The sequence below is a fragment of the Kribbella qitaiheensis genome (assembly GCF_014217565.1).
GTDB lineage: Bacteria > Actinomycetota > Actinomycetes > Propionibacteriales > Kribbellaceae > Kribbella > Kribbella qitaiheensis_A.
The window spans coordinates 7,828,457-7,848,718 of the sequence record NZ_CP043661.1 but is presented as its reverse complement, the minus strand read 5'-3'; the positions used below and the strand labels follow the sequence as shown (position 1 = coordinate 7,848,718).

At 68.6% G+C, this 20,262-nt stretch carries 17 protein-coding genes; 6 read left to right on the top strand and 11 right to left on the bottom strand.

Going from position 1 to position 20,262, the window contains the following annotated elements; all coding sequences use genetic code 11:
* Window positions 1-3: 3 nt before the first annotated feature.
* Window positions 4-504, bottom strand: coding sequence for a GNAT family N-acetyltransferase (locus F1D05_RS37105; RefSeq protein WP_185444889.1), 501 nt, complete (start codon window positions 502-504; stop codon window positions 4-6).
* 85 nt (window positions 505-589) lie between these two features.
* Window positions 590-1,675, bottom strand: a complete 1,086-nt coding sequence (gene hemE / locus F1D05_RS37100; RefSeq protein ID WP_428994985.1) for a uroporphyrinogen decarboxylase — start codon at window positions 1,673-1,675, stop codon at window positions 590-592.
* Between the two features lie 83 nt (window positions 1,676-1,758).
* On the opposite strand from hemE, the gene F1D05_RS37095 reads away from it, so the two are divergent.
* The 3 genes from F1D05_RS37095 to F1D05_RS37080 all read left to right on the top strand — a co-directional run bounded on the left by F1D05_RS37095 (window position 1,759) and on the right by F1D05_RS37080 (window position 4,835).
* Window positions 1,759-2,361 carry a DUF3000 domain-containing protein gene (locus F1D05_RS37095; protein ID WP_185444887.1) on the top strand — a complete coding sequence of 201 codons (603 nt, stop codon included), beginning with the start codon at window positions 1,759-1,761 and terminating at the stop codon, window positions 2,359-2,361.
* Entirely contained in the window at window positions 2,358-3,713 is a 1,356-nt protein-coding gene (locus F1D05_RS37090) for an HRDC domain-containing protein (RefSeq protein ID WP_428994984.1), read from the top strand. The genes F1D05_RS37095 and F1D05_RS37090 overlap by 4 nt, the downstream gene beginning before the upstream one ends.
* Before the next feature lie 288 nt (window positions 3,714-4,001).
* On the top strand, window positions 4,002-4,835 hold the full coding sequence (locus F1D05_RS37080; protein WP_185444885.1) for a hypothetical protein: 834 nt from the start codon (window positions 4,002-4,004) through the stop codon (window positions 4,833-4,835).
* Between the two features lie 3 nt (window positions 4,836-4,838).
* Here the strand turns inward: F1D05_RS37080 and F1D05_RS37075 are convergent, their stop codons facing one another.
* A complete protein-coding gene (locus F1D05_RS37075; protein WP_185444884.1) occupies window positions 4,839-5,594 on the bottom strand; it encodes a DUF5995 family protein in 756 nt (251 codons plus the stop codon).
* A gap of 96 nt (window positions 5,595-5,690) precedes the next feature.
* On the opposite strand from F1D05_RS37075, the gene F1D05_RS37070 reads away from it, so the two are divergent.
* On the top strand, window positions 5,691-6,593 hold the full coding sequence (locus F1D05_RS37070) for a methyltransferase (protein WP_185444883.1): 903 nt from the start codon (window positions 5,691-5,693) through the stop codon (window positions 6,591-6,593).
* Between the two features lie 37 nt (window positions 6,594-6,630).
* On the opposite strand, the gene F1D05_RS37065 is transcribed toward F1D05_RS37070, so the two are convergent.
* From F1D05_RS37065 to F1D05_RS37055, 3 genes are read right to left on the bottom strand one after another with little or no spacing between them, the layout of a single operon-like run.
* Entirely contained in the window at window positions 6,631-7,119 is a 489-nt protein-coding gene (locus F1D05_RS37065; RefSeq protein ID WP_185444882.1) for a glutathione peroxidase, read from the bottom strand.
* On the bottom strand, window positions 7,116-7,799 hold the full coding sequence (locus tag F1D05_RS37060; RefSeq protein WP_206685987.1) for a dienelactone hydrolase family protein: 684 nt from the start codon (window positions 7,797-7,799) through the stop codon (window positions 7,116-7,118). The genes F1D05_RS37065 and F1D05_RS37060 overlap by 4 nt, the downstream gene beginning before the upstream one ends.
* 57 nt (window positions 7,800-7,856) lie before the next feature.
* Entirely contained in the window at window positions 7,857-8,522 is a 666-nt protein-coding gene (locus tag F1D05_RS37055; protein WP_185444881.1) for a hypothetical protein, read from the bottom strand.
* 222 nt (window positions 8,523-8,744) lie between these two features.
* Between F1D05_RS37055 and F1D05_RS37050 the strand changes: the two genes are divergently transcribed.
* Together F1D05_RS37050 and F1D05_RS37045 are read left to right on the top strand one after the other, a co-directional pair.
* Window positions 8,745-9,944 (top strand): thiolase family protein, encoded by a 1,200-nt coding sequence (locus F1D05_RS37050; RefSeq protein ID WP_185444880.1) that lies wholly within the window; start codon window positions 8,745-8,747, stop codon window positions 9,942-9,944.
* 51 nt (window positions 9,945-9,995) lie between these two features.
* On the top strand, window positions 9,996-12,056 hold the full coding sequence (locus F1D05_RS37045) for a 3-hydroxyacyl-CoA dehydrogenase NAD-binding domain-containing protein (protein ID WP_246486279.1): 2,061 nt from the start codon (window positions 9,996-9,998) through the stop codon (window positions 12,054-12,056).
* Between the two features lie 295 nt (window positions 12,057-12,351).
* On the opposite strand, the gene F1D05_RS37040 is transcribed toward F1D05_RS37045, so the two are convergent.
* The 5 genes from F1D05_RS37040 to dxs form a co-directional block, all read right to left on the bottom strand.
* The gene (locus tag F1D05_RS37040; protein ID WP_185444879.1) at window positions 12,352-13,659 is read right to left on the bottom strand and encodes a hypothetical protein; all 1,308 of its coding nucleotides are present in this window, start codon (window positions 13,657-13,659) and stop codon (window positions 12,352-12,354) included.
* 165 nt (window positions 13,660-13,824) lie between these two features.
* Window positions 13,825-15,306, bottom strand: coding sequence for an APC family permease (locus F1D05_RS37035; RefSeq protein WP_185444878.1), 1,482 nt, complete (start codon window positions 15,304-15,306; stop codon window positions 13,825-13,827).
* A 121-nt stretch (window positions 15,307-15,427) separates the two neighbouring features.
* Window positions 15,428-16,804 carry a hypothetical protein gene (locus F1D05_RS37030; RefSeq protein WP_185444877.1) on the bottom strand — a complete coding sequence of 459 codons (1,377 nt, stop codon included), beginning with the start codon at window positions 16,802-16,804 and terminating at the stop codon, window positions 15,428-15,430.
* An 88-nt stretch (window positions 16,805-16,892) separates the two neighbouring features.
* Window positions 16,893-18,275, bottom strand: coding sequence for a hypothetical protein (locus F1D05_RS37025; protein WP_185444876.1), 1,383 nt, complete (start codon window positions 18,273-18,275; stop codon window positions 16,893-16,895).
* Window positions 18,235-20,130, bottom strand: a complete 1,896-nt coding sequence (gene dxs, locus F1D05_RS37020; RefSeq protein WP_185444875.1) for a 1-deoxy-D-xylulose-5-phosphate synthase — start codon at window positions 20,128-20,130, stop codon at window positions 18,235-18,237. The genes F1D05_RS37025 and dxs overlap by 41 nt, the downstream gene beginning before the upstream one ends.
* Window positions 20,131-20,262 lie beyond the last annotated feature (132 nt).

Genomic DNA, 20,262 nt, shown 5'->3' with positions numbered 1-20,262 from the left:
CACCTATCCTCGCTCGCCGCCGCTGTCCCTCAACCGCAGGGTGTAGGTGATCCCCGGTTTGCCGCTGAGCACGACTTCCCCCGACGGCACGAACCCGCAGCGGGTCAGGACGGTCTGCGAGGCCAGGTTGGTGACCGTGGTCGCCGCCCGGAGGGATTCCAGCCCGTACTCCGCGGCCGCCAGCGCGAGCAGCTCCTTGACCGCTGCCGTCGCCACTCCCCGGCCGGCCGCCTTCTCCGCGATCCGGTAGCCGAGGTCGGCCGCACCGTCGGCGACGTCGATCAGGTTCATTCGGCCGATCACCTGACCGGCGTCGTCGACAAGCAGGTGGAACTGGATGGTCCCGGTCTCCTGCTCGGCCAGCAACGCGGCGTGCCGGGCGTCGAAGCCGGCGAAGTATTCGTCCCCGCGATCGGGAATCGACCCCGCGAAGTACTCGCGGTTCTCCAGTTCGAACGCGAGCAGGGCGCTCGCATGATCCGCCCGCAACCGCTGCAACTCCACACCGCGCCCCGCGAGCCCTTGCGTCCGAAGAGGTGAGGGGTCTGACCCTCGGTTGTTCGGACGCAAGGGGCCGCCGGGTGACTGGTCAGGCACGGGCGGACTTGGACTGGACTGCCTTGACCACTCGGTGCAGGACCTCGGGGTCGGTGGTCGGGGGGACGCCGTGGCCGAGGTTGAAGATGTGGCCCGGTGCGGCCTTGCCCTCGGCAAGGATGCGGTCGATCTCCGGCTCGATGGCTTCCCAGCCCGCGACGAGCAGCGCCGGATCGAGGTTGCCCTGAACCGGCTTCGGCGCACCACCGGCAGCGGTAATTCGCCGTACGGCCTCGTCGAGCGGCACCCGCCAGTCGACGCCGACGACATCAGCGCCGGCCTCGCTCATCAGACCCAGCAGCTCCCCGGTGTTCACACCGAAGTGCAGCCTCGGTACGCCGTACTGCTCGAGCGCCGCGAACACTTTGGCCGAGTGCGGCTGGACGAATCGCTCGTAGTCGCGCGCCGACAACCCGCCGGCCCACGAGTCGAACAGCTGGATCGCCGAGGCGCCCGCCTCGATCTGCACCGACAGGTACGCGATCGCGACGTCCGCCAGCCGGTCCGCCAGCGCGTGCCAGAGATCGGGGTCGGAGTACATCAGGGCCTTCGTCTTCGCGAAGTCCTTGCTCGGGCCGCCTTCGACCAGGTACGACGCGACCGTGAACGGCGCGCCCGCGAACCCGATCAGCGGGGTGCCGCCGAGCTGCGACGTGAGCTCCTGCACCGCCTCGGTGACGTAGGAGACGTCCGATGGCGTGACCGGCCGGACCGCTACCAGGTCGGCGGCGGTCCGCACCGGCGAGGCGACGACCGGGCCGACACCCGGCTGAATCTCCAGGTCGACGCCGACGGCCTTCAGCGGCAGAACGATGTCGGAGTAGTAGATGGCCGCGTCGACGCCGTAACGGCGTACCGGCTGCAGCGTTATCTCCACAACGAGGTCGGGTCGCATGCAGGACTCGAGCATCGTGATGCCTTCGCGGATCGCTTTGTACTCCGGTAGCGAGCGACCCGCCTGGCGCATGAACCAGACAGGGGTGTGCGGCACGGGTTCACCCCGGGCGGCCAGCAGGAAGGCGGACTGCGCAAGAGCTTCGGTAGCTACGGGTGATTGAGATGGTTGCGTCACGGGCACAAGACCAATGATCCCATGCCCGGATGCCGTCACCGGCGCGTCGTCACCGGCGTCGGTGAGTAATCAGTCGTAGGCTGCGAAGCATGGGTGCCCGCAAGCAGGTCGACGCGCCACCCGCGGAGTTCGCCGAGGCCTTGACGCAACTGCGTGAAGCCCGGTTCCGGCCCGAGGTTTTCGTCGAGGAGATGCCCGCACCGCAGCGGATAGCACCGCACGCGGCCGCGGTCAGCGCCGACGTGACGGTCGACGGTGACGATGTCGCCACCGGCCGTCTGGTCATCCTCTACGACCCGGCCGGGAACGACGCCTGGCAGTCGACCTTCCGCTGTGTCGCGTATGTACGCGCTGCCGTCGAGCCGGAAATGGTGACGGACGCGCTGCTCGGTGGCGTGGGCTGGACCTGGCTGATCGAGGCTTTGACCGACCGGGGCGCCGACTTCCTGGCGCCGAGCGGTACCGTCACTCGGGTGGTATCGGAGAGTTTCGGCGGGATGGCCGATGACGACGCGACGGCGGAGATCGAGATCCGTGCGTCCTGGAGCCCTGTTCCAGGACCGGGCGGTGCGATCGACGTGACCCAGCACGCCGAGGCGTGGGGTGAGGTGCTCTGCACCGCGGCCGGCCTGCCGCCGGTTCCGCCGGGCGTCGTCGCGATGCCGACCCGGCGCGGTCAGCGGGGCCGATGAGCCCGGCCGAGACCCAGCAGCAGCCGCCGGTCCCGGACGACCCCACCGAGGACCTACCACTGCTCGAACTCCGCGACGGCCTGTCCGAGGTCATCGAGACCGACCCGGCCCTGGCCGAGGTCGTCGAGGCCTTCCGGGCCGGCACCGGACCGGTCGCCGTCGACGCCGAGCGCGCCTCGGGCTACCGCTACTCGCACCGCGCGTATCTGGTCCAGCTACGCCGGGAGGGTTCCGGCTCCGCGCTGGTCGACCCGATCCCGTTCGGGGACCTGTCCGCGCTCGGTGACGCGATCATCGACGCCGAATGGATCATCCACGCCGCCAACCAGGACCTGGCCTGCCTGGCCGAGGTCGGGATGGTGCCGCGCGAGGTCTTCGACACCGAGCTGGCCGGTCGCCTGCTCGGGTATCCGAAGGTCGGGCTGGCCTCGCTGGTCAGCGAAGTACTGGGCTACAAGATGCGTAAGGAGCACTCGGCGGCCGACTGGTCGACCCGGCCGCTTCCCGGGCCGTGGCTGATCTACGCGGCGCTCGACGTCGAGATGCTGATCGAGCTGCGCAACGAGATCGAGGCCGAGCTCCGCCGCGAAGGCAAGTGGGAGTGGGCCGAGCAGGAGTTCGCCGCGATCCTGGCCGCACCGCCGCGCGAACCGAAGCCGGACCCGTGGCGCCGTACGTCGGGCATGCACCGCGTCCGCAACCGCCGCAGCCTCGCGACCGTCCGGGCGCTGTGGGAGGCCCGCGACCAGATCGCCGAGACCGCCGACATCTCCCCCGGCCGGATCCTGCCGGACGCCGCGATCGTCGAGGCGGCCGCCGCGATGCCGGCCGACCGGGACACGCTGCAGAAGCTGACCGCCTTCAAGGGCCGCGGTGCCCACCGGCACATGCGGACGTGGTGGGAAGCGATCGACCACGCGCGCCGGCTCCCCGAGTCCGAGCTCCCCAAGCAAGGCCCCCGGTACGACGGGCCGCCGCCGGCGCGAGCCTGGGCGGATCGCGATCCCGACGCGGCCGCCCGGTTGTCCGCGGCGAGATCAGCCGTGAGCGAGATCGCCGAGGCGCACCGGCTGCCGACCGAGAACCTGCTCTCCCCCGACACGATCCGCCGATTGGCCTGGACTCCCCCGGGCCGACGCGGATCTCGCGGCGGTCACGACCTTCCTTCGCGAGCACAACGCCCGGGACTGGCAGATCGGGCTCACCGTCCAGGTGCTGACCGACGCCCTTGCGACCGAAGCGCCGGCCGCGCCCGAAGTACTGGAATAACCACTCCGCGGCGCCGGCCGTCAGGTCGAAGCGTCTGGCCCCACGCGTGGGTGCCGGATCGCGGCACCGGTCACGGCCGGTGAACGACGCGACTCCTTCAGCACCCGGACAACCGTCCCAGGACGCAGCAGCGCCGTCGGCGGGTCGGCCAACTGGAGTACGCGGTTGAAGGCCCGTGCCACCGGCACGGAGACATGAGCCGCTCGGACGACCTGCCCGATATAGCCGTTAAGCTGGGCGACACCGGCCGGTTTCGGACCCACGGTGGCAGGGTGGGATTACGGGATTCTTATGCTCTGCCGTTCTGCTGCCCGGCCACTTGACTGGTAGGACCGCCGGGTCAATCGTCAGAAGACGAGGATCTGATGACGATGAGCGCTGAGCCAACCCCTGCCGACCGTGTCCTGCCGTACACACGGGTGCTGTCGCTCTGCATCGTGCCGTTCCTGATCGCGGGGTTCGTGATCCTGTACCTGTTCCCGCAGCACACCCCACGGTTGTGGGCCTGGCCGCTGCGGCCGACCATGACCTCGATGGTTCTCGCGTCGGCGTACCTCGGCGGCGCCTACTTCTTCATCCGGGCCGCGCTGGAGCGACAGTGGCATGTCCTCGCTCCCGGATTGTTGTCGGTCACCTTGTTCGCGACGCTGCTCGGTGTGGCGACAGTGCTGCACTGGGACAAGTTCAGCCACGACAACCCGGCGTTCTGGATCTGGTCTGCCCTCTACTTCGTGGCGCCATTCCTGGTCCTCGGTTCCTGGCTGGCGAATCGGCGGTACGACGTCCCGACGGGCGACGACGCGCTTCCCCCGATTGTGCGTGGTGTCATCGCCGGCATCGGCCTACTCGCACTTGCGCAGGGCACCGTCATGTTCATCTCACCAACGACGTTCCTGGATTTGTGGCCGTGGCCGCTCACCCCGTTGTCGGGCCGGACTCTGGCTGCTGTGTCGTGCCTGGGTGGCGCCGGGCTCTGGGCCGTGCACGACGCCCGCTGGTCGACGCTGCGGCGGATGCTCGAGGTCGAGATGATCATGGTCGGCTCGATCCTTGTCGCCGCCCTCCGGGCCCGCGAACAGCTCGACTCCTCGAAGGCGCTCGCGTGGCCGTTGTTGATCGGGTTCTCGCTGCTGTTCTTCGCCTCGATCGCCCTCTGGGCCCGCCACGGGCTCCGCGCCCGGGGAACGCTGGCGCCGATCGGCTGATGCCTACGCCGGCGGCGGTAGTACGACGCCGAAACCCGCCACCGCCAGCCGTAGCAGGACCTGCCCCGGTGCGAGCAGGTCGGCGATCCGGGCCGCACTCAGCAGTTCGAGCTCTGCCAGCCGGATCCGGTAGTCGTCCGGAGAAGCCACTCGCGCCTTGTGCAGCTCGACAGTGTTGTGCCATACCTTGCGCCGCGACTCTCGCAGGAACCGTTTCGAGGCCTGCTGGTTGAGCGGCCGCAGCGCCCGGTCCAGCAGCGTCCGTGCCGATCGCGTCGCCAGCTCGGCGTCCTCGGCGGCCACCCGGTCGGAGAGAACTCCGTCGATCTGCTCGTGGTCGCGGCGTCTGCGGTCCAGCAGCGCTTCATCGGCGAACTGCTCGACGGAGATCACGGCGAGCAGCGCCTGCGGCAGGTCGTAGTTGATGTGCGCGTTGACGCCGAGCAGCACATGCCGCAACGGCGGCAGCCCCGCGGGTGCGTCGAACGCGAGCCGCCACGGGCGAGGAACGCCATCACCACCAGCGCGCTCGGCGTCGAAAGCCGACAGGTACAAGTTGGCGAAGGCAACGTCCCAGGCCTCGACCCAGGCCGGGTCCTCGAACACTCCACGGTCGACGGCCCGGCTCACCGCACCCGTCGTCCGCTGGTAGGTCGCGAGGAAGTCGCGGCGCGATTCCTCCGCCAGCGTCAGGGTTTCGAGCCGCTCCTGCATGGCGGCGACGACCGCCGCGATGCCGGCCGGTCCCGGCTGCTCCATGCCGCCAGTATGGCCCCGGCCGCGTCCGCCGCGCCGGATTCGCGGAAACGGCAACAAAACTTGCCTGCCCGAGGCGGTCGGCGCAGGCTCTCCAGCATGAGCTCACACACCACCACCGGTCATGGCCATGGACACGGACATGGTCACGGGGACACCGACATCGACTGGGAAGCCATGGCCACCAACCTGGAGAGCCATGGCGAGCTGCACCTCCCGGCGCTTCGCAGTACGGCGGCTCGGTTGAGGGAGCTGCTCGGTCCATCGGCTCGGCGCAGTTTCGACGTCGGCAGCGGGCCGGGAATGATGACGTGTGTGTTCGCCGAAGCGTTCCCGGATGGCGAGGCCGTCGCGATTGACCCGACGCTCGGTCTGCTGGACCGCGCTCTGGCCCGAGCCGAACGCCTCGGACTCAACGACCGGGTCACCGTCCGCCAGGCAGAGCTCCCCGGCCTCGACGACGGCACTCTCGGTCAGGCCGATCTGGTCTGGAGCAGCAAGGCCGTCCATCACCTCGGTGATCAGCAGGCCGCCGTGACCGAACTTGCTTCCGTACTGCGTCCCGCCGGCGTACTCGCGATCGCCGAAGGCGGCCTGCCGATGCGCTACCTGCCCCGCGACATCGGCATCGGCCGACCCGGTCTCCAGGCCCGACTCGACGCCGTACAGGAGGACTGGTTCGGCAGTATGCGCGACGAACTCCCCGGCAGCACCAAGGTGGTCGAGGACTGGCCCGCGATGCTCACCCGCGCCGGTCTCACCGACGTCGGCAGCTTCACCACCCTGCTCGACCTACCGGCACCACTGACGGCCGCGGCCCGCGCGTACCTCCACGCCACCCTCACCCGCCTGCACGACACGATGAGCGAGTCCCTGGCCGACGACGACCGCCACACACTCGGCGTCCTGCTCGACCCGAACGCCCCCGAAGGCATCCTGCACCGCCCCGACGCATTCCTCCTCACCGCCACCACAGTCTTCACCGGCCGCAAGAGCCGGTAGCGCTGGGACCGCGTTGCGCGGCCCCAGCGCGGCGGTGTCAGGCCGACAGCTGGGATTCGATGGCGGTGACTACCTCGTCCGACTCGGGGAGAGTCTGAGGGCGGAAGCGGGCCGCGATGGTGCCCTCGGGGGTGACGAGGAACTTCTCGAAGTTCCACTGGACGTCGCCCGCTGCGCCTTCGGCGTCCGGGGTCGCGGTCAGTTCGGCGTACAGCGGGTGCTGGTTCTCGCCGTTGACCTCGAGCTTGTCGAGCATCGGGAACGTCACGCCGTACGTCGTCGAGCAGAACGTCTCGATCTCCTCGGCCGTGCCGGGCTCCTGGCCGCCGAACTGGTTGCAGGGAACGCCGAGCACGGTGAAGCCGCGGGACGCGTAGCGCTTCTGCAGGTTCTCCAGGCCTTCGTACTGCGGGGTCAGGCCGCACTTGGAGGCGACGTTCACCAGCAGCACTGCCTTGCCCTTGTAAGCACCGAGGGAGGTCTCGGCGCCGGACAGGGTTTGCAGCGGGATGTCGTACAGGCTCATCGAGTTCCTCGATCGGTTGGGAGGTGGCGGGACAGGAATTCGGTGGTTCGTTCCCACGCGAGGGCCGAAGCCTCCGCGTGGTGGAAGGCCGGCAGCGGGTTGTCGAACGCGTGGTCGGCGCCCGGGTACCGGTGGATCTCGTTCTCGAGCCCGTCGACGGCCTTGATGATCTGGTCGAGGTCGGCACCCAGGTAGGCGTCCGCGTCGCCGAAGTGGTGCATGCTCGGCGCGTCGACCTGCAGGTCGAGCAGCCGGGGCAGCGCGGAGCCGTAGTAGCTGACGAGTACGTCGGGCTTCGACACGGCGGCCACGTTGTACCCGAGTCCGCCGCCGAAGCAGAAGCCGACGATGCCGGCTCCCTCGTCGCGGCCGCGCAGGTACTCCAGTGCCGCGACCGAGTCCGAGACGGCGAGGTCCCAGTCGACGCGGCTCATCACCGCGACCGCCCGCTCGAGCAGGTCCGGTGCGGACTCGTCCAGGTCGGTGTCGTCCAGCCGCCAGTAGATCTCGGGTGCAACCACGAAGTACCCGAGCGCGGCCAGGTCCGCGGCGCGCTGCTGGATGTAGTCGGAAACGCCGAAGATCTCCTGGAGGAGCAGGATCCCCGGTCCGTTGCCGCTAGTAGGTTCCCAGATGTGTACCGGCATCAGGCCGGTGCCGGTGTCGATCTCCAAGGTCACAGAGCGAGCCTACGTCGGCACACACGTCACCGCCGTAAGTACCTCGCCACAACGGCCCTAACGAGCGGGCGCCGACTCCCGTGCCACCTCCACGACCACTGGAAACGGCATCCATCTTTTGGCCTCGGCAATCGTCGCGCTCAGCAGGTCGACCAGCCGGTCGTCCGGATTCGACACGCACGCCTGCGAGATGCCCTCGACCGCACACGACACCGCTCTGGGTGCCGTACGACGGCCGTAGTCGGGGTGACCCCGGTGTGCTCGCGCAGTGAAGGTCCTGGCCCACTTCGCAGCCGCAGGGACCGAGTCCAGTGCTGCTTGCGAGGCCGGCTCCATGCTGTCGAGAGGACGCCCGTCCAGCTCGGCCAGGTGGCGCTCCCCCACCAGCAAGGCGACAGCGAGGATGTACTGGCGCTCCTGCGACACCACAGGCAGCGCCTGCTGAATACACACGGCAGCGATACGCGGTACGACGTGTGGGTCGTCCGGCGTCAGGCCGATCACCGACGGGATGAGCGGAGCGAGCCTGGTCCGGCCGGCGTCCGTCGTACAGTCGTTGACGTCGCGGGCCACTCCGGCCAGCAGCGCGTTCGTACAGGCGGGGTGGTCCGACCAGGGCTCGCCGGCGAGATACGAGGCGAACTCCATGAAGCAGGCACCCTTGCGCGGGTTGCGGTGTTTGCCCCGGGACAGCACCGGGACACTCATTTCTTGTTTGTCCATACTCGCTCCAGCGAAGTACGTGATTCTAGACGGCTCCAGTGACGTACCTGAAGCCAGCATGCGCCTGATTCCCGGCACATGCCACGCCTTGCGAGTACTGGTCTGTCGGGGCCTGTCACCACCCTTGTGAGCAGCGGCACAGGCGTGGCGGGTAGGCCGCTCGGTTACCGACGGGTAGCATCGGGATTGCTCGAACTCCCTGACCCCCAGAGGAGGGCCCTCGTGCCCCGTGAGATCCGCGATGTCGTGTTCGTCGACGGCGTTCGCACCCCGTTCGGCAAGGCCAAGGGCCAGTACGCCGAGACGCGTGCCGACGACCTGGTGATCAAGTGCATCCGGGAGCTGCTCCGGCGGAACCCGTCGCTCCCGCCGGAGAAGGTGGAAGAGGTCGCGATCGCGGCCACCACCCAGATCGGCGACCAGGGTCTGACCATCGGCCGTACCGCGGCCCTGCTGGCCGGTCTGCCGAACACCACTCCCGGCTACGCCATCGACCGGATGTGCGCGGGCGCGATGACCGCGGTGACCACCCTCGCGGCCGGGATCGCCTTCGGCTCGCAGGACGTGGTGATCGCCGGCGGCGTCGAGCACATGGGCCGGCACCCGATGGGCGAGGGCGTCGACCCGAACCCGCGGATCATCTCCGAGAAGCTGGTCGACCCCTCCGCGCTGGTGATGGGCTCCACCGCGGAGAACCTGCACGACCGGTACCCGACCATCACCAAGCAGCGGGTGGACGCCTTCGCCGTCGCCTCCCAGGAGCGCGCCGCCAAGGCCTACGCGAACGACCTGATCCAGCCGGACCTGGTCCCGATCGCGACCCGCTCCGCCGAGCTGGGCTGGGGCTTCGCGACCACCGACGAGCCGATGCGCCCGGGCACCACGATGGAGGACCTGGCGAAGCTGAAGACCCCGTTCCGCCCGCACGGCCGGGTCACCGCTGGCAACTCAGCCGGCATCAACGACGGCGCCACCGCGTGCATCCTGACCTCCGCCGAGGCAGCCGCCGAGTTCGGCCTGACGCCGAAGATGAAGCTGGTCTCGTACGGCTTCGTCGGCGTCGAGCCCGAGGTGATGGGGATCGGCCCGGTTCCCGCGACCGAGAAGGCACTCAAGCTGGCCGGGTTGACGATCGACGACATCCAGGCGTTCGAGGTGAACGAGGCGTTCGGCGTACAGGTGCTGGCTTTCCTCGAGCACTACGGCATCGCCGATGACGACCCGCGCGTCAACCCGTACGGCGGCGCGATCGCCTACGGCCACCCGCTCGCGTCGTCGGGCATCCGGCTGATGAACCAGCTCGCCAAGCAGTTCGAGCTCCGGCCCGAGGTGCGGTACGGCCTGACCACCATGTGCGTCGGCCTCGGCATGGGCGGCACTGTCATCTGGGAGAACCCGAACTTCGAAGGGGCAGCCGCATGAGTCTGCAGGATCTGATCGACGCGGCCCGTCGCGATCGAGAACGACGAACTGGTGACGCTCGCGCCTTCGCGCGATGTCGTGCTGCCGAACAAGGCCGGCACGATGGCGCTCATCACGCTCGACAACGGCCAGGACCACACCAAGCCGAACACCTTCGGCCCGCGTGGTCTGGCCGAGCTGAACAAGGCGATCGAGGCGGCGCTGGCCCGCGACGAGATCGTGGCCATCGGCATCACCGGGAAGCCGTTCATCCTCGCGGCCGGCGCCGACCTCAGCGGCGTACCGAAGCTGACGGATCGCGAGCAGGCGCTCAACCTGGGCAAGATCGGCCACGGCGTCCTGCGCAAGCTGCGGGACGGTGGCAAGCCTTCGTTCGCGTTCGTCAACGGGGTCGCGCTGGGTGGCGGCCTCGAGGTCGCGCTGCACGCGTCGTACCGGACCATCTCGGTCGCGGCCGGGATGATCTCGACGCCCGAGGTCTTCCTCGGCCTGCTGCCCGGCTGGGGCGGCAACTTCCTGCTGCCGAACCTGATCGGCGCCGACAAGGCCGTGAAGGTCGTGGTCGAGAACGCGCTGAACCAGAACAAGATGCTCAGCGGTCCCGAGGCGGTGAAGTTCGGTATCGGCGACGTCCTGCTGGACTCGGCGGACTTCCTCGAGCAGTCGTTGCTCTGGGCAAGCAAGGTGCTGACCGGCTCCGTGGTGGTCGAGCGGGCGGAGATCGACCGGGGTGACGCCTGGGACGCGGCAGTGGCGCGGGGCAAGGGCTTCGCGGATCTCAAGGTCAGCGGTGCCGCGCCCGCGCCGTACCGGGCCCTGGATCTGATCTCGGCGGCCAAGGACAACGATCGCGATCGTGGCTTCGCGGCCGAGGACGAGGCGCTCGCCGACCTGATCATGAGCGAGGAGCTCCGTAGCGGGCTCTACGCCTTCGACCTGGTGAACAAGCGCGCGAAGCGTCCCGCCGGTGCGCCGGACAAGTCGCTCGCGCGACCGGTCACCAAGGTCGGCGTCGTCGGCGCTGGTCTGATGGCCGGGCAGCTCGCGCTGCTGTTCGTACGCCGGCTCGAGGTGCCCGTGGTCTTGACGGACCTCGACCAGGAGCGGGTGGACCGCGGTGTCGGATACGTGCACGGCGAGATCGACAAGCTGCTCGGCAAGGGCCGGATCCGTCCGGACAAGGCCGGCCAGCTGAAGGCGCTCGTCACCGGGTCCGTGGATCGCGCCGTCTTCGCCGACGCCGACTTCGTGATCGAGGCCGTCTTCGAGGAACTGCGGCTGAAGAAGACGATTTTCGCCGATCTGGAGAAGATCGTCCGGCCGGACGCGATCCTGGCGACGAACACCAGCTCGCTGTCGATCACCTCGATGGCCGCCGAGCTGGAGCACCCGGAGCGGGTGGTCGGCTTCCACTTCTTCAACCCGGTCGCCGTACTGCCGCTGCTGGAGATCATCCGGGCGGAGCAGACCGACGACGCGTCGCTCGCGACGGCCTTCGCGGTGGGCAAGACGCTGAAGAAGTCCTGCGTGCTCGTCAAGGACGCGCCGGCGTTCGTGGTGAACCGGCTGCTGACGCGCTTCCTCGGTGAGGTCAGCGCGGCGGTCGACGAGGGGACGCCGATTCCCCTTGCCGACAAGGCGTTGTCCGCTCTCGGGTTGCCGATGCCGCCGTTCGTGCTGCTGCAGCTGGTCGGTCTTCCGGTCGCGCTGCACGTCGCGGAGACGATGAACCGCTCGTACCCGGACCGCTTCGCCGTCTCCGAGAACCTTGCCAAGGTCGTTGCCGCCGGCAAGAGCTCGTTCTACGTCTGGAGCGCCGAGGGCAAGCCGTCGGTCGACCCGGAGGTCGAGGCGCTCGTCACGGTCGGCGACAAGCCGTCGACGGCCGAGGAACTCCGCAGCCGGGTGCTGACCGCACTGGCCGAGGAGATCCACATCATGCTCGAAGAAGGCGTCGTCGCCGAAGCCCAGGACATCGACCTCTGTCTCCTCCTCGGAGCCGGCTGGCCCTTCCACCTCGGCGGCATCACCCCGTACCTCGACCGCAGCGGCATCGCCGAAAAGGTCAACGGCCGGCGCTTCCTCCCCAAGGGCACCGCCAGCCTCACCTGAGAACCGCTGGGGGCGGAGCCGGAAGCCCGCCCCCAGCACTCGGCACCACGGAGTCCCCCACCCCGCAGCCAAGCTCCGCGAGCCCCCGCGAGCCGTGCGAGCCGTGCGAGCCGTGCGAGCCGTGCGAGCCGTGCGAGCACCGTACCGGCTGGTGTTTCGGACGCCTTCGGTGTGCTCCACCCCTGGTGTTGGGGTTCCCCCACCGGCATAGCAGTGGGGGAACCCCAACACCAGGAGCGGAGCACACCCGTGGCGCGGGAGACGCGAAATTGGGCCGCCAGCGGGCGAAAAGAAGTCAGCCGCGCCAGGCTTTTACGGCGGCGGCCAGGGCTGCGGGGGTTTTGCCGGTGTGCTTTTTGATGATGGCGTCGTAGGCGACCGGGGTGGTGTTGTGGGCGGAGAGGTCGGCGTAGAGGGCAGCCAAGGCCTTGGTGCCTTCCTTTGATGCCAGGTACTCCGTGGTCCACCAGGACAGGCCGTACGCGCGGTCGCTGTTCGCGTCGAAGTCGGCCGATGACGGCAACGACTTCAGCGACGGCAGGTACTTGGTCCGGACTCGCTTGCGGTAGGGGTCGACCGTCCAGTGCGGGTCGTCCTCGACCGAGCGGCAGCGGACGTACTCGGCGAGTCCCTCGACCAGCCAGATCGGCGTCCGCCAGCCGATCGACGCGGTCGCGACGTGCGTCATCTCGTGGACCAGCAGGTCCTCGTCGGTGCGTAGGCGGAGGGCGGGGTTCACCACGATCCGGGCACCGACCGGCGCCGTGGTCTTCACGCTGAACGGCTCCCCGTCGTACAGGCTGACCGCCTTCGCCGCGATCGTCCAGCCGTCACCCGTACCGGCGGTCCACAGCAGGCTCATCACCCGCGGCTCGCGCATCGCGATCACCATCACGGCGCCGTTCCAAGGTCGCGGCCAGTGCCGGCGGATCGCCTCGACCGCGCCCTCCGAGCTTTTCGCGATCTTCGCGCCGAGCGCGGCTTCGGATTTCTCGACCACCACGAGCACCTTGTCGCGACGGGTGACGGCGATCTCGCCGTAGTCCCACGCCTGCCGATGCCCGTCGCGGCTCAGGTAGTTGTCGATCCCGGTGTCGGAGACCAGCACCCACTTGTCATCGCGCCGGGTGAACGAGTAGCCGAGGTCCGTCTGCACCGGCGCGGTGTCGAGCCCGGTCAGTTGATACCGCATCATCACCCGCACGGAGAACGTGCTGTCGCCGTACTTCTCCACCATGTCCGGCGCTTCACGCTCCGCGTCCGCGAAGTAGGTCAGCTTGGTGAACGGCAACTTCCGCAGGTTGGTGAAGAGCATCCGCTGCCCGGCCATCAACGCCGGCTGCTTCGGATCCACCACGGTCAGGAAGCTCTTCAGGTCGCCCTTCAGTACGGCTGTCGCCCGCTGCGCCAGGAGCACGCCGACCTCGCGCTTACGCGTCGCCTTGGCGTCATCAGAGGCCGCGCCTGGCGTGGCTTCCGCCGCAATCGCGGAACTCCCACTCGGCGCCGCGCCATGATCGCCGCGAGTCGCGACGACGACCCCCGCAGTACTCGCGACCGCCACCGCGGCGATCCCCGCGATCAGCCGCCCCCGCTTGGTCATCCAGACTCTCCTCGCCCCGTTGTCCAGCGGGGGGATCCTACTCCGGAAAAGGTCGCCGGCGCCCTCCGGACGGTCGAAGGCCGCGCCCCCGGTGTCGATCCCGAGAGCGCGGCTGGTCCGACTGACGATCACCTTCGCGGACGCGGCGTCCGGGAAGGCAGCGAGCTAGGCCCGAGTGCTCTGGCCGGTGCGCTCGGTCTCGCCGACGCGGCTCTTCCGGTAGCCGTAGGCCCCGTAGACGATGAAGCCGAGCACCATCCAGATCGCGAACCGCAGCCAGGTCTCCAGCGACAGGTTCAGCATCAGGTAGATGCAGATAACCGCGGCGATGATCGGCACCACCGGGTTGCCGGGGACCTTGAACGAGCGCTCGATGTCCGGGCGGCTCCGGCGCAGCAGCGGCACGGCGATCGACACCAGGGTGAACGCGGCCAGCGTGCCGATGTTCACCATCTCCTCCAGCTTGCCGATCGGGGTCACCCCGGCCACGATCGCGACGACGACCCCGATGCCGATGGTCAGCCGGTACGGCGTACCGAACTTCGGGTGCGTCTTGCCCAGCTTGGCCGGCACCAGGTGGTCCCGGCTCATCGCGAACACGACGCGCGCGGCGCCGATCATCAAGGTCAGCACGACCGTGGTCAGACCAGCGACCGCGCCTGCCGAGATCAGCGTCGCGAAGCCGGGCTTGCCGACCGACTTGAACGCTTCCGCGAGAGCCGCCTCACCGCTGATGTCGGTGTACTTGACCATGCCGGTGATCACGATGCAGACCGCCACGTACAGCACGGTGCAGATCGCCAGCGAGCCGATGATGCCGCGAGGCAGGTCGCGCTGCGGGTTCTTCGCTTCCTCGGCGGTGGTCGCGACCACGTCGAAGCCGATGAACGCGAAGAACACCAGCGACGCCCCGGACACCAGGCCCATCACGCCGAACGTCGACGGTGTGAACCCGAACAGTGCCTGGAACAACGGGGTGGTGATGGTGACGTCGCCGCTCTCGGCCGGCACGCTCGGCGGGATGAACGGGGTCAGGTTGGAGCTCTTGATGTAGAAGAGGCCGGCGATGATGACGAACAGCACCACGAACAGCTTTACCGCGACCAGCGCCAGGTTGACCCGCAGCGACTCCTTGATGCCGACCGTCGCCAGGATCGTCAGGACGATGATCAGCAGCATCGCCAGCACATTGACGTTACTGTCCGGCCCGATCGAGTCCGGCCAGCCGAGGCCTATCTCTTCGAGGAACAACTTCGCGTACGTCGACCAGCCCTGCGCGACCACGCTTGCCCCGAGCATCAACTCGAGCAGCAGGTCCCAGCCGATGATCCAGGCGAAGATCTCGCCCAGCGAGAAGTACGAGAACGTGTACGCCGATCCCGAGACCGGGACCGTGGAGGAGAACTCCGCGTAGCACAGCGCGGCCAGCGCGCAGCAAACCGCGGCAAGGATGAACGACAACGCGATACCGGGTCCGGCGTACGCCTTCGCCGCGCGCCCGGTCAGGGTGAAGATACCGGCACCGATGATGACGCCGATCCCGAAGACGGTCAGGTCGAGGGCGGTGAGGCGTTTCTTGAGCTGGTACTCCGGTTCGTCGGTGTCGGCGATCGATTGCTCGATCGTCTTCGTTCGCAACAGACTCATCTGTACGCCTCCTCAACTCGGACGGAACCCTCCGAGCCTGCACTTCTGACCCGGTGAGGTCAATCCGCCACTCAGAGTCGCAGCAAGATGGACTGGATGAATGCGGCAACGAAGTCGCTGCTCAGCGCGGCGGCCGGTAGTCCTTGAGGGCGAGCCACAGAGAAGCCTCGGTGTAGCCGGTCCTGGTCAGCAGGACGCGGTCCCGGGCCGACTGGTCGGTGCCGTTGCGGGCCAGGTCTTCGTAGAGGTCCTCGACCGATTGCAACCCGATCCGCGACACCAGGAAGCGCACTGCCAGCCAGCTCACGCCGTACACGTCGGTGTTGGTCTGGTAGAAGCCTGCGTCCGTCGGCAGCGCGTTGAGCGTCGGCAGCGCGTCGTCGACCACTTCCTGCTCCCACTTGCCGACCTCACCCGGCCCACTGATCGCCTCGATCCCCCGCCACGACACGTACTCCGCGGCGCCCTCGGCCAGCCACAGCGGTTCGTACCCGCCGAGATCCGCCGTCGCCACGTGGGTGATCTCGTGCGACAGCAGGATCTCGTCGATCCGGTCGCGCTCCTTCGGGTTCACCACGATGTAGGCGCCGGCCACGACGCCGTCGGCGGTGTCCTCACCGGGCAGCGAGGAGAACGTCGATCCGGCGCTCGCGGCCGACTCGATGTCCTCGTCAGCGAACCGGGCATCCCGTACGTCGGTGTCGTCGAGCGCAGCGATCAGCACAGAGCCTCGCCACTTCCGCGGCCAGTACGCCGCGACCTCGGTCAGCGCCTCGGTCGCCTCGGTGACGATCGCGCGACCACGCGTGGTGTCGCCCTTCTCGACCAGCGCCAGCACCCGCGGCCCGCGGTGCACCTCGATCCGGCCGAGGTCCCACGGCTCCTGGTGGGCGCCGGGGCCGAGGTCCTTGTCGAGATCGTTGTCGTCGGCGATGATCCAGCGGCCGCCCCGGCTGATGAAGGTGTAGCCGAGTTCGGTGGTCACCGGAGTCATGTCGACGTTCGGAATCTGGTACCGCATCAACACCCGGACCAGGTACGTCGTGGCGCCGTGCGCGCGGAGCGCCTCGGCGTCGAAACGCTCCTCGGCCTGGCTGTAGCCGATCTCGCCGAAACCGATCTCGACCAGGTTCGCGAACAGCACCTTCTGCTGCTGGCGGAGCTTCGCGTCGCCGGGGTCGACATCCTGCAGGAAGAGGGCCTCGTTGCCGATCCGGACCGCACGCGCCCGGCGGAGCAGGATCGTGTCGACGGCGAGCCGGCGGGCAGCGATCGCCGCGGAGGTCTTCGAGGGCGGCTTGTTGCTCTGGTTCGGATGCTTCGTCGGGGTCGCGGTGACGGTAGGCCTGGCCCGGGCATCCCGATCCCGGTCCTGGACCGCGTAGCCGACACCACCGGAGACGAGCGCGACCACGACAACGAGGCCCAGCCAGCGGCGGGGCCCGTGGGGCGGAACCTGAGCGCCAGCCGGAGCGGCGCTAGGTGGTGTCACACTCACGTCGGGTCGATTCCTCCGGTCCGCCCGTCTGCTACAGCGCGGCTACCCTACTCGGTCCGGACGCTCCGATCACAACCTGACAGGGCATCTACAGGCCCGCATCTGCCCGTAAGGCCTGGAAGAGGCCGGCTTCGGTGATGCCGAGGTGCTCCGTCATGATCCGGTTGCGCTCTGCCTGGGTGGTGCCGAGAGCCGCCATCTCCTGGTACAGAGTGGCAACCTCCGTCCCGCCGTACTTGTGGAACAGGTAGTCCAACGCCAGCCAGGACAGCGGATACGAGCTCGACGCGTTGTTGAAGAACGTCGAGTCCGCCGGGAGGTTCTTGGCCTTGGCCAGATACTTCGTCCGGACCTTCGTCCGGTACTTGTCGAGAGCAAGGTCCATCGCGCCGTCCATCGGCAGGAACTCGATGTACGTCGCGGCGCCCTCGACGATCCAGCGCGGCACATAGGCCCCGTAGGGCGCGGTCGCCACGTGGGTGAACTCGTGAGCCAGCGTCCGGGCGTCCACCTTGGTCCGGTTGCGCGGGTTGATCACGACGTACGAGTCGGCCCGCTCCCCCGTCCCGGTCGCCTCGCCCGGCAACGTTCGATAGACCCAGGTCGCCATCGCCAGCGCGTCCTCGGCGTTCTTCGGCAGCGAGTAGTCGGCGCCGCGGACCACTTTGTCGTCGAGCGAGATGACGAACCCGGCACCGTGCCAGCCGCCCGGCCAGCTCTTGCTGACCGCCTTCACCGCGCTGACAGCTTTGGCGACCAGGCTCGTCGCGAGGGCGCCCTGGTTCTGCTCCACCACCACGAGCACCCGCGGACCACGCTTCACCAGGACCCGGCCGATGTCCCAGGCCTCCTGATGCGATCCCCGCGGCAACAGGAGATCCAGATCGGTGTCGGAGACCAGCATCCAGCGGCCGTTCGGGCGGCGGGTGAAGGTGTAGCCGAGCACGGTCCGCACCGGAATCGGGTCGATGCCCTCGATCTGGTACGCCATCGCGACAGCCACGGCGTACGTCGAGGGTCCGTACTTGTCCACCAGCGACTGATCGAACTGCTCGCGGATCTGCTCGTAGCCGAGCTTGGCGAAGCCGAACTGCCTGAGGTTCTCGTACAGCATCCGCTGCTTTGCCAGCAAGGCCTTGTTGCCGGGGTCCACGTCCGCCAGGAACTCCGGCTCGTTGCCCGCCTGAACCGCGTGGGCCCGGGCCGCGAGGACCTTGTCCACTCCAGCGGACCTGGCGGCGAGGTCGACGCCCGGCGTACCGGAGGCGCCGTTCGATGCGGCCTGAGAACTGTCTGGGCCGGAGGACCGGGACTGGTGCAGGGCCAGTCCGCCTGCGACCGCGGTGGCGACGAGAACCAGCGAAAGGAACAGCGGCCAGGCGCGCTGTTGCCGGGAGGCCGCCGAATGGCGGCCCCTCGCCGGCCCCGCGTCAGGCCCCGCCGGGCCTGCCGCTCGCGGTGTCTGGCTCACTGGTGATCGCGTCTCCTTGGTGCTTGGCGATCATCTCGATCACGTCCCGGGCGAGCCCCTGACCGGTCAGTCCGATCTCGGTCAGGACGGCGGCCCGCTTGGCGTGGTCGAGGAACTGCTGCGGGATACCGAAGTCGCGCACCGGCGTGGTCACTCCCGCGTCGCGGAGCGCCTGAGCGATCGCCGATCCACAGCCGCCGGCGCGGCCGTTGTCCTCGATCGTGACGACGAACTTGTACTTCGCGGCGAGCTCGACCAACTTGGGGTCGACCGGCTTGACCCAGCGCGGGTCGACGACCGTGACGCCGAAGCCCTGGTCCTGGAGTCTGGTGCCGACGTCGATCGCGGTGGCGGCCATCGAGCCGATGCCGATCAGGAGGACGTCGGTGCCGTTCCTGGTCAGGATGTCGGTGGTCCCGACCCGGTCGATCGCGTCGATGTCTGCGAAGACCTCGCCCTTGGCGTACCGCAGTACGGTCGGGGCGTCGTCGACGTCGATCGCCTCGTTCAGCAGCTCGCGAAGGCGCGTGCCGTCGCGAGGCGCCGCGAGCCGGAGCCCGGGGACGATCTGCAGGAGCGACATGTCCCACATGCCGTTGTGGCTGGCTCCGTCGTCGCCGGTCACGCCGGCGCGGTCCAGCACGAAGGTCACGCCGCACTTGTGCAGGGCGACGTCCATCAGCAACTGGTCGAAGGCGCGGTTCAGGAAGGTCGCGTACAGGCCGACGACTGGGTGCATGCCGCCCATCGCGAGGCCGGCCGCGCTCGTCACGGCGTGCTGCTCGGCGATGCCGACGTCGAAGATCCGGTCCGGGAACTCCTGCGCGAACGGGGCCAGGCCGGTCGGATGCAGCATCGCGGCGGTGATCGCGACCACGTCGGGCCGGCGGTGGCCGATCTCGACGATCTCGTCGGCGAACACGTCGGTCCAGCCGCGCGGCTTGTTCTTCGGCCGGACCTGGTGGAAGTTGTCCTCTTCGTCCTGCTCGGCCGCGGCGTACCCGAAGCCCTTCTGGGTCACCGCGTGCACGATCACCGGGCCGCCGAACGCCTTCGCCTTGGCGAGCGCGTCCTCCATCGCCTGCCGGTCATGGCCGTCCACGGGGCCGACGTACTTCAGACCGAGGTCCTCGAACATGCCCTGTGGGGCGAGCATGTCCTTCAGGCCCTTCTTCACCCCGTGCAGCACCTCGTACATCGGCGGGCCGACGTACGGCGTACGGCCGAGGTTCTTCTTGACCAGGTCGAGGATCTTCTCGTACCGCGGGTTGGTGCGCAGGCTGGTCAGGTGGGTCGCCAGGCCGCCGACGGTCGGGCTGTAGGAACGGCCGTTGTCGTTGACGATGATGACGAGCTTGAGGTCCTTGGCCGCCGCGATGTTGTTCAGCGCTTCCCAGGCCATTCCACCGGTCAGGCCGCCGTCGCCGATCAGCGCGACCACGTGCCGGTCTTCTTTCCTCAGCCGGTACGCCTTGGCGAGGCCGTCGGCGTACGAGAGCGAGGTCGAGGCGTGGCTGTTCTCGACGATGTCGTGGTCGGACTCCTGGCGGCTCGGATATCCGCTCAGGCCGCCCTGCTGACGGAGCGTGTCGAACTTGGGGGCCCGGCCGGTGAGCAGCTTGTGCACATAGGTCTGGTGGCCCGTGTCGTACAGGAGCCGGTCCCGGGGCGAGTCGAACACTCGGTGCATCGCCAGGGTGATCTCCACCATGCCCAGGTTCGGCCCCAGATGGCCGCCCGTCCGCGACACCGTCTCGACCAGAACGTCGCGAATCTCCGCGGCGAGTTCAGTGAGCTGATGGTCGGTCAAACCCTTGAGGTCCTCAGGTCCTCCGACCGTATCCAGCACGCGCATCGAGCTCCTCCGCAGATTGTCCTCGAATGCTTGAGTCTATGCACGCCCCCGCCGGAATCCGAACGCGGAGCGTGCAGGGATGCGTTTCTCACACTGGGACGCTCCGCGACCGAGACTTGTTCGCCCGCGGGG

Coding starts and splice junctions, on each gene's coding strand:
- F1D05_RS37095 (WP_185444887.1), top strand. CDS start 1,759: ATGGGTGCCCGCAAGCAGGTCGACGCGCCACCCGCGGAGTTCGCCGAG.
- F1D05_RS37090 (WP_428994984.1), top strand. CDS start 2,358: ATGAGCCCGGCCGAGACCCAGCAGCAGCCGCCGGTCCCGGACGACCCC.
- F1D05_RS37080 (WP_185444885.1), top strand. CDS start 4,002: ATGAGCGCTGAGCCAACCCCTGCCGACCGTGTCCTGCCGTACACACGG.
- F1D05_RS37075 (WP_185444884.1), bottom strand. CDS start 5,594: ATGGAGCAGCCGGGACCGGCCGGCATCGCGGCGGTCGTCGCCGCCATG.
- F1D05_RS37070 (WP_185444883.1), top strand. CDS start 5,691: ATGAGCTCACACACCACCACCGGTCATGGCCATGGACACGGACATGGT.
- F1D05_RS37065 (WP_185444882.1), bottom strand. CDS start 7,119: ATGAGCCTGTACGACATCCCGCTGCAAACCCTGTCCGGCGCCGAGACC.
- F1D05_RS37055 (WP_185444881.1), bottom strand. CDS start 8,522: ATGGACAAACAAGAAATGAGTGTCCCGGTGCTGTCCCGGGGCAAACAC.
- F1D05_RS37040 (WP_185444879.1), bottom strand. CDS start 13,659: ATGACCAAGCGGGGGCGGCTGATCGCGGGGATCGCCGCGGTGGCGGTC.
- F1D05_RS37035 (WP_185444878.1), bottom strand. CDS start 15,306: ATGAGTCTGTTGCGAACGAAGACGATCGAGCAATCGATCGCCGACACC.
- dxs (WP_185444875.1), bottom strand. CDS start 20,130: ATGCGCGTGCTGGATACGGTCGGAGGACCTGAGGACCTCAAGGGTTTG.